Origin of the sequence: Clavibacter sp., from assembly GCF_014802555.1 — a bacterium.
Lineage (GTDB): Bacteria > Actinomycetota > Actinomycetes > Actinomycetales > Microbacteriaceae > Clavibacter > Clavibacter sepedonicus.
In genome coordinates this window covers 21,353-29,395 of sequence record NZ_JAAVCB010000013.1, presented here as the reverse complement: position 1 = coordinate 29,395, position 8,043 = coordinate 21,353, and the positions used below count along the sequence as shown (strand labels likewise).

The 8,043-nt window shown below is 73.3% G+C and carries 6 protein-coding genes and 1 pseudogene; 4 read left to right on the top strand and 3 right to left on the bottom strand.

The features are described 5' to 3' along the window. Together HDR73_RS01315 and HDR73_RS01310 are read left to right on the top strand one after the other, a co-directional pair. Positions 1-532 (top strand): annotated as a pseudogene (locus HDR73_RS01315) (hypothetical protein); the annotation flags it as partial. Positions 533-590: 58 nt separating this feature from the next. After that, the gene (locus HDR73_RS01310) at positions 591-1,439 is read left to right on the top strand and encodes a hypothetical protein (RefSeq protein ID WP_012299748.1); all 849 of its coding nucleotides are present in this window, start codon (positions 591-593) and stop codon (positions 1,437-1,439) included. A 34-nt stretch (positions 1,440-1,473) separates the two neighbouring features. Here the strand turns inward: HDR73_RS01310 and HDR73_RS01305 are convergent, their stop codons facing one another. After that, positions 1,474-3,300: an ABC-F family ATP-binding cassette domain-containing protein gene (locus HDR73_RS01305; protein ID WP_041464677.1), complete on the bottom strand. Its 1,827-nt coding sequence runs from the start codon at positions 3,298-3,300 to the stop codon at positions 1,474-1,476. Positions 3,301-3,449: 149 nt separating this feature from the next. Between HDR73_RS01305 and HDR73_RS01300 the strand changes: the two genes are divergently transcribed. Both HDR73_RS01300 and HDR73_RS01295 read left to right on the top strand, forming a co-directional pair. Next, positions 3,450-4,742, top strand: a complete 1,293-nt coding sequence (locus tag HDR73_RS01300) for an MFS transporter (RefSeq protein WP_287136194.1) — start codon at positions 3,450-3,452, stop codon at positions 4,740-4,742. Between the two features lie 152 nt (positions 4,743-4,894). After that, the gene (locus HDR73_RS01295) at positions 4,895-5,065 is read left to right on the top strand and encodes a hypothetical protein (protein ID WP_012299751.1); all 171 of its coding nucleotides are present in this window, start codon (positions 4,895-4,897) and stop codon (positions 5,063-5,065) included. On the opposite strand, the gene HDR73_RS01290 is transcribed toward HDR73_RS01295, so the two are convergent. Both HDR73_RS01290 and HDR73_RS01285 read right to left on the bottom strand, forming a co-directional pair. Beyond that, complete coding sequence (locus HDR73_RS01290; protein ID WP_012299752.1) at positions 5,062-5,742, bottom strand: ATP-binding cassette domain-containing protein; 681 nt, start codon at positions 5,740-5,742, stop codon at positions 5,062-5,064. The genes HDR73_RS01295 and HDR73_RS01290 overlap by 4 nt on opposite strands. Next, positions 5,742-8,015 (bottom strand): bacteriocin-associated integral membrane family protein, encoded by a 2,274-nt coding sequence (locus tag HDR73_RS01285; protein ID WP_012299753.1) that lies wholly within the window; start codon positions 8,013-8,015, stop codon positions 5,742-5,744. The genes HDR73_RS01290 and HDR73_RS01285 overlap by 1 nt, the downstream gene beginning before the upstream one ends. Between the last annotated feature and the right edge of the window lie 28 nt (positions 8,016-8,043).

Sequence of the window (8,043 nt, the reverse complement as noted above, 5' to 3'; positions counted from 1 at the left end):
GATCGGCGCGGCCGCGGGTGCCGGATCCCCCGCCGCGACCTCGGCCGACGGCACCCCGAGCCCCGGTGCCGACGCGCCCCCGGCCGCCGAGCGATCCATCCCGGCCGCCACGGCGAGCGCCGACGGCCCCGCGCTCCTCGGCCCCGACTCCACCTCCGACCAGCGCAGCCGCCCGGTCGGCGCGATCTTCGACGGCCCGCAGGAGGACGGCGACCGCCCGCCCAAGGCCGTGCGCGCCGACGTCGACGCCACCAGCATCCGCGCGGTGCAGACGAGCGTCGGCCTCTACGCGGGGCTGTCCACGTCGGGCGACCTGTGCCTGCTGGTCTTCCCGAGCGGCGGCGCGGGCGTCGTCACGTGCGCCTCCCCCGACCGCGTCGCGTCCGACGGCATGCGCATCGCGTGGACCACCGAGTTCCCCTCGCGCAACCGCGACGGCTCGACGGGCATGATCACGGGCGACGTGACGGCGACCTGGTCAGGCGACGACCTCATCACGCTGACGACGCCGAACCGCATCCTGGCGTACTGAGCGGCCGCGTCGGACCGCGCGGGCGGTATGGGAGGGTCGACGCGGGAAGGGGACCACCATGGACGCGCGCGCACCGGGGCAGGACGACGACCTCATCACGCTCCCGCTCGACGCGCTCCGCGAGCGCGTCTACGCGCAGGGGGCCGATGAGACCGACGAGCGGTGGATCCGCGCGGCCGCCGAGCTGACCCGCCGCGAGCGCGGGCACTCCCCCGCCGCCGGCGCCGAGGATGGAGGCGCCGAGGACGGAGGCGCCGCTGTCGGGACGTCCGAGGCCGACGCCGACGCCACCGCGCGCCCCTCCCGCCGCCCGCTCGCGTGGGCCGGCGCCGCCCTCGTCGTCGGGCTGCTCGCGGGCGCGGGCATCGCCACCTCCCTCGGCGGATCCGCGACGCCCTCCGCCGACGCGACGGCGACCCCCTCCGCCATAGCCACCGCCTCCGCCGAGCCGGCGCCCGATCCCGCGAGCGTGCGCTCGCTGCTCGGCGCCGACATCAGCCGCACCTCGGACCCCGTCGCGGTCGACGGGATCCTCGCCGCTCCCCAGGAGGAGGCGGACACGCCGCCGCGCTCGCCGGGCGGCGACATCGACCTCACCTCCATCCGCGGCGTGCAGACGAGCGTGGGCCTCTACGTGGCGCGCACGAGCTCCGGCGACGCGTGCCTGCTCGTGTACCCGTGGTCGGGATCCGCCCCGGCGGCGGGGAACAGCCCCGGCTCCGGCGTCGCGTCGTGCGCCCCGCCCGCGCAGCTCGCCGTCTCGGGCCTCGAGATCACCTGGATCGCGGACGTCCCGGCGCGCGCGTTCGACGGCAGCGTGCGGATGGCCGGAGGCGGGCTCAGCGTCGTCTGGTCGCCCGACGGGACGCTGACGCTGAGCTCGCCGGACGCCCTGCTCGCCTACTGACCGCTCGGGGCGTCCCTGCTGACCGCCCGCATGATCAGCCCTCGAGCAGCTCGCTGAGCTCCATCCAGCGCGACTCGAACGCCTCGACCTCGGCCTCGATGGCGCGCACGCCCTCGTTGAGCTTCCCGAGGCCGTCGTAGTCGTTCGGGTCGTGCGCGGCCATGGCGTCGAGCGTTTGGCGCCGACGAGTGTCCGCCTTCTCGAGCTTCCGGGAGATGCTCGCGAGCTCCTTCTGCGCGTTCCGCAGCTCGGCGCCCTGGAGCTGCGAGCCGCCGGATCCGCCCGATCCGCCGAGCGTCGCCGTGGCCTGGCCACCGACCTCGTCGGGGCGCGCGACGGTCGCCTTCTCGGCGTTGCCGGGCTGCGCGCGGAGCTTCAGGTACTGCTCCACGCCGCCGGGGAGGTGGCGGAGGTTCCCGTTCATCACCGCGTACTGCTGGTCGGTGACGCGCTCGATGAGGTACCGGTCGTGGCTCACGACGAGGAGCGTGCCGGGGAACGAGTCGAGCAGGTCCTCCATCGCCGCGAGCATGTCGGTGTCGAGGTCGTTGGTGGGCTCGTCGAGGATGAGCACGTTCGGCTCGTCGAGCACGATGAGGAGGAGCTGGAGGCGCCGCTTCTGGCCGCCCGAGAGGTCCTTCACCGGGGTGGACAGCTGCGCGCTCGTAAAGCCGAGGCGCTCGAGCAGCTGGCCGGGCGTCATCTCCTTGCCGCCGGCGACGTAGGTGGTGCGCTGGCGGCCGATGACGGTGGACACGCGGTCCTCGAGGACGTCCTTCAGCTCGTCGAGCTGCTGCGTGAGCACGGCGACCTTGATGGTCTTGCCGCGCTTCACCTTGCCGGTCGTCGGCTGCAGGGAGCCCGCGACGAGCGACAGCAGCGTCGACTTGCCCGCGCCGTTGACGCCGAGGATCCCGGTGCGCTCGCCCGGCGCGATGCGCCACTCGACGTCCTTGAGGATCTGCTTCTCGCCGTAGCTGACGGACACGTCGAGCAGGTCGACGACATCCTTGCCGAGCCGCTGCATCGCCATGGATGCGAGCGAGACGGCGTCGCGCGCGGGCGGCTCGTCGGCGATGAGGGCGTTGGCGGCCTCGATCCGGAACTTGGGCTTGGCCGTGCGCGCAGGGGCTCCGCGGCGCAGCCACGCGAGCTCCTTCTTCATCAGGTTCTGGCGCTTCGCCTCGGAGACGGCGGCGCTGCGGTCGCGCTCGACGCGCTGCAGGATGTACGCCGCGTACCCGCCCTCGAACGGCTCGATGAGGCGGTCGTGGACCTCCCACGTGGCGTTCGCGACCTCGTCGAGGAACCACCGGTCGTGGGTCACGACGATGAGTCCGCCGGAGTTCGGCGCCCAGCGGCGGCGGAGGTGGCCGGCGAGCCAGGCGATGCCCTCGACGTCGAGGTGGTTGGTGGGCTCGTCGAGGAAGAGGATGTCGTGGTCGCCGATGAGGAGCTTCGCGAGCGCGACGCGGCGGCGCTGGCCGCCCGAGAGCTGGGCGACGTCGGCGTCCCACGGCACGTCGGAGGCGAGGCCGTCGATCACGTCGCGGACGAGCGGGTTGCCCGCCCACTCGTGCTCGTCGATGCCGCCGACGATGGCCTCACCGACGGTCTGGCCGTCGGGCAGGGTGTCGCTCTGGTCGAGCACGCCGATGGTGATCCCGCGGCGGCGCGTGACGCGGCCGCTGTCGGGCTCGAGGCGTCCGGCGAGGAGGGAGAGGAGGGTCGACTTGCCGTCGCCGTTGCGGCCGACGATGCCGATCCGGTCGCCCTCGTTGACGCCGATGGTCACCTCGTCGAAGATCACGCGGGTCGGGAACTCGAGGTGGAGCGCTTCGGCTCCCAGTAGATGGGCCACCGCACGAGCCTAGGTGACCCCCGCCCGGGGAATTCCCGCGAGCCGTGCGCCGTTGGCCCCCATCGTGACCCGCGAGGGCCGCGCGCTCGACGGGGAGCAGCCCGCCCCGCCGCCCGTGCGCGGGGATCCGCCCACCGCGAGGAGCGCACATGACGACCAGCCGCACCGAGACCGCATCCGTCCCCGCCGCGGGTGCGCCGGTCGCGTCCGCCCCGTCCCCCGCCCGTCGCGAGTCCGCCGCGGGCCTCCTCGTCTACGCGCTCACGCTGCTCGTGCTCGTCGCCTCGGGGGCCGCGCCCTCACCCCTCTACCCCGTCTACCAGGAGGAATGGGCGCTGCCGCCCGTGGTGCTGACGGTCGTGTTCGCCGTCTACGTCGCCGGCCTCCTCGCGACCCTGCTGACGGCCGGACGCCTCTCCGACCACATCGGCCGCCGCCCCGTGATCCTCGGCGCGCTCGCCGTCTCCACCGCCGCCATGCTCGTCTTCGCGTTCGCGCACGACGGGCTCGCACTCGTGGTCGCCCGGATCCTCCAGGGCCTCGCGATCGGGCTCGCGACCGGTGCGCTCGGCGCCGGGATGATCGACCACCAGCCGACCCGCCGTTCCGGCCTCGCGGCGTTCCTCAACGGCGTCGTGCCGCCCGCGGCGCTCACGGTCGGCGCGCTCGGCAGCGGCTTCCTCGTCGCGTACGGACCCGCGCCCGAGGAGACGGTGTTCGTCGTGCTCGCGGCGCTCATGGTGGCCGCGGGCATCGCCGTCGCGTTCGTCCCCGAGCGGCAGCCGCGCCGCGCGGGCGCGCTCCGATCGCTCGTCCCGTCGGTCGCCGTGCCGCGCGCCGCGCGCTCCGTCTTCACGGCGGTCGTCGGCGGCATGATCGCGAGCTGGGCGCTCGGCGGCATGTTCCTCGCCTTCATCGGATCCGTGCTCGGCACCACGTTCGGCCTGCACAGCGCCGCGCTCACGGGTGCGGCCATCGCGCTGTTCACGGGCACGGGCGCGATCACCGGCATCGTGATCCGCACCCGCGACGCCCGCCGCAGCCTCATCGTCGGCGTGGTCGCCCTCGTGCTCGGCCCGGTCGGCCTCGTCGCCGCGATCTGGACCGCGTCGCTCCCCCTCTTCGCGATCGCCGCGGTGATCGGCGGCGTCGGCTTCGGCGCCGGGTTCCAGGCGGGCCTCCGGCTCGTGCTCGCGGAGGCCCCCATCGACCAGCGCGCGAGCCTCCTCTCCTCCGTGTACGTGGCCAGCTACCTCGCCTTCGGCGTGCCGAGCATCGTCGCGGGCGTCTTCGTGGAGGCGGACGGTCTGCCGATCGTGCTGACGGTCTACGGCGCGTTCGTCGCGGCGAGCGCCCTGGTCGCGCTCGTGCTGCAGCTCGCCGGGCGCCGCACGCGCCGGGCCGAGCGCATCGCCGACGCGCTGGACGCCGCGAAGGCCTGAGCCCGCCCGGCCCGCACGCCGCGCGCGGTATCCCGATCCCGGCTCCCCGCTCGGGGGTAGCATCGGGGCGCCGCGCGGCGCTCCGGCGGCCCGCGGCGCATCCCCTCCCGTCCGGCCGACTGCCGGCGGGGTCACAACGGAAGGTCCTCCCCATGGCGTTCATCGTCGTCCTGCTCGTCCTCTGGCTGATCCTCACGGTCGTCGGCTTCGCCATCAAGGGCCTCGTCTGGCTCGGGATCATCGGCATCATCCTGATCCTCGGCACCATCGTCCTCGGCAGCCTGCGTCGCCGCTACAACGCGGCGAAGACGCCGAAGGCCTAGCGGGCGCGCTCCAACGGCACCACCCGAGTGCACGCCGCGGCGACCTCCGGGTCGTGCGTCACGATCACGACCGCCGTCCCCCGGCGGCGCATCCCCTCGAGCATGTCGAGGACGCTGGCGCGGTTCTCGGGGTCCAGGGATCCGGTCGGCTCGTCAGCCAGCACGAGGGCCCGGGGCCGCAGCGCCAGCCGCGCCACGGCCAGGCGCTGCTGCTCGCCACCCGACAGCTCGTAGACGCGATCACGTGCGTGGTCCGCGAGACCCACGGTCGCCAGCGCATCCGCACGCTGCTCGGCGCGGGAGTGCCGGGTGCCTCCCGTCCACGCCTGCGCGACGCGGAGGTTGCCGTCCGCCGTCTCCTCGTCGAGGAGCGCGAAGCTCTGGAACAGGTACCCGATCCGCTCGGCGAGCAGACGTCGCGCACCCCGGGTCCCGGGACGCGGTGCCGGCGCGCCGAAGAGCGCCAGCTGGCCCGAGGTCGGGCGGTCGAGGAGCCCGATCATGTTGAGAACCGTGGATTTCCCGCATCCGCTCCGACCGGTCAGCGCCACCATCTCGCCCGCCTCGACCCGCAGGGACAGCCCGCGCACGACCTCCCGCCCGCGGAATGCCCGCGTGACGTCGGTGAGCTCGCACACCGCGGGTCCGTCGACGGGCGTGGATCCGGTCATGTGCATCAGAAAGCTCCTTTGAGGATGTCGACCGTGCGCCGCCGCTCGAGGCGCACGAGCCACGTCGTGGAGACGACCAGCTCGATGACGAGCACGACCGCGGCGGCGGTCAGCACTCCCGCGGGGCCCGCGTCCGCCCGGCTCCCATCCGCCGCCGAGGCAGCACCGAGGCCGGCATAGCCCGAGGACTCGGCGGCGAGCGCCGCAGCGATCTGCAGGAACCAGACTCCGGCGAGCACGCCGAGGAACTCCGCGTATCGACGGACGAACCCGTGGCCGAACATGCGGCGAACCACGACCCGGCGGGAGAACCGATCGAACATCAGGCCGATGCTCTGGAGGGTGAGCACGAGGAGCCCCACGAGCAGGACAGCCCCGGTGATGGCGAGGAGCCGCAGGTCGTCCTCCAGGCGCTGGACCTCACCCGCCTGGTAGTCGTCGAGCGTCGACAGGTGCGTGAGGGTGTCGTCGAGGTGCAGACGATGGAGCGTGGGGGCGAGCTCGGCGAGGGTGTCCTCGGTCGTGCCGTCGAGCCGCACCTTGAGCGCGTCGGCGACGCCACCGCGCATCATGTTCGCCCGATCGAAGCCGACGCTGTTCCCGCGGGTCATGACCTGCACGACAGGGTCCGTCACCCGGCCGCCGTCCTCCGTCCCGAGCGACGGGTCGAAGGCGAACAGGTGCTGATCGGGTCTGGTCCAGATGATGCGAACCTGTTGCGTCGCCGTGTCGATCGCATCCGCATGGTGCAGCAGGGACCGGTCCGCCTGCGCGACGCTGTGCCGCTGGTCGAGGATGGCGCGCCGCAGGCCGTCCTCCTGACCGCGCATGCTCGCGGGGACGAGCACGACCCAGTCGGCGTCCGAGTCCTCGACGACCACGGGCTTGCTGTCCTCACCGACAACCGGGAAGGACACCAGGTAGTTCGGGTTCACGGTGAGCGAGGCCGTGTGCGCGGATCCGCCGCCCGCTGCGCTCTCCGGCGCGGAGCCGTCGGATGATCCCAGGGCCGAGTCGTCCACGTAGAGGGCGCCGCGCGAGTCCGCCTCGTCGTAGAGGTCGAACACCGCGTTCGCGAGCCGGCCCAGATCGGAGCCGCCGCCGATAGCGGCGTCATCTCCGCCCGCCTGCGGATGGAACACCGCGTATCCCGCTGCCTGGCGCCAGGAGCCGAGCAGTTCCTGCTGATGCCGGATGACCTGGACCTGCGCCAGAGTCGTCGCACCCGTGATCAGGAGCACGACGGTCGCAGCGGCCTTGAGGGCCGTGCTGGTCCAGAAGAGCGACCGCGTGTCGGTGCGGTCCTTGAGCGCGTCCGCGATGCGCAGCCTGCGGATCGTGATGCAGGTGAGGAAGGAGACGACGAGCAGCCCTCCGAGGAGACGGGCGATGGCTCCGCCGACGGTGATCATCAGGGCAGCGCCGCTCCCGGACACCAGCGTCGTCGCCGCCACGGCGACGATTCCGGTGATGCCGACGGAGAGGAGGACGATCCGCGCCGTGATGAGGAACCACACCTCGAACGTGCCGCGGCCGTGCAAGCGGAGCACACCGGTCCGGCGCGCCTGCGCGAGCTGGCGATAGAGGATCAGGATCACGACGAAGAGGACCAGCAACGCGATGACCGCGGTCACCGGCTCGACTCCGCCGGTGCTCGATCCTCCCCCGCTGTGCGTCGCCGTCAGCGCGTCCGCGGTGAGGGCGGCGCCGGGAGCGCGCTCGTCGATCATCGCCGCGGTGCGCTCCACGAAGGCGCGGCAGTCCTCGGCGGTCCTGCACTCCATGCGGTATTCGCCGTCGGGCGTCAGGGTGTCGAAGGCGGCGCGCAGCGGTCGGATGAGGAACCGGTCGTCTCCCCCGAGATCCGCGATGGTGCCGACGGATGCGGGGTCGCCGACGGCTGCCGTCGCGACCGACCCGGTGACGCCGCGGGACTCCTCCGGTGTGAGGAACCGGCCGGCTTCGAGCGGGAAGGCACCCGGGAGTCCGGAGCCGTCTGCCAGGAGCACGTAGAGCGTCGTGCGTTCCCCCGCACCGGAGAAGCCCTCCGCTCGACGGATGACGGAGACGCCCGTCTCTTGACCTGCCGACACGAGCGCGTCGGCGACGATCCCCGGATCCGTGTCCTCGGGGAGGACCGGGATCGCGAACCGCGATCCCCACCCTGCGGCCACGGCATCGCGAGCCGCCCGATCCTCGACATCGGCGCGCACGACCGCGGATCCGCCGACGACTGCCGTGAGGATCACGAGGAGCGCGACGAGGAGCTTGGAGGTCATCGGGTACGGAATCGGGCCGCGTCCGTCG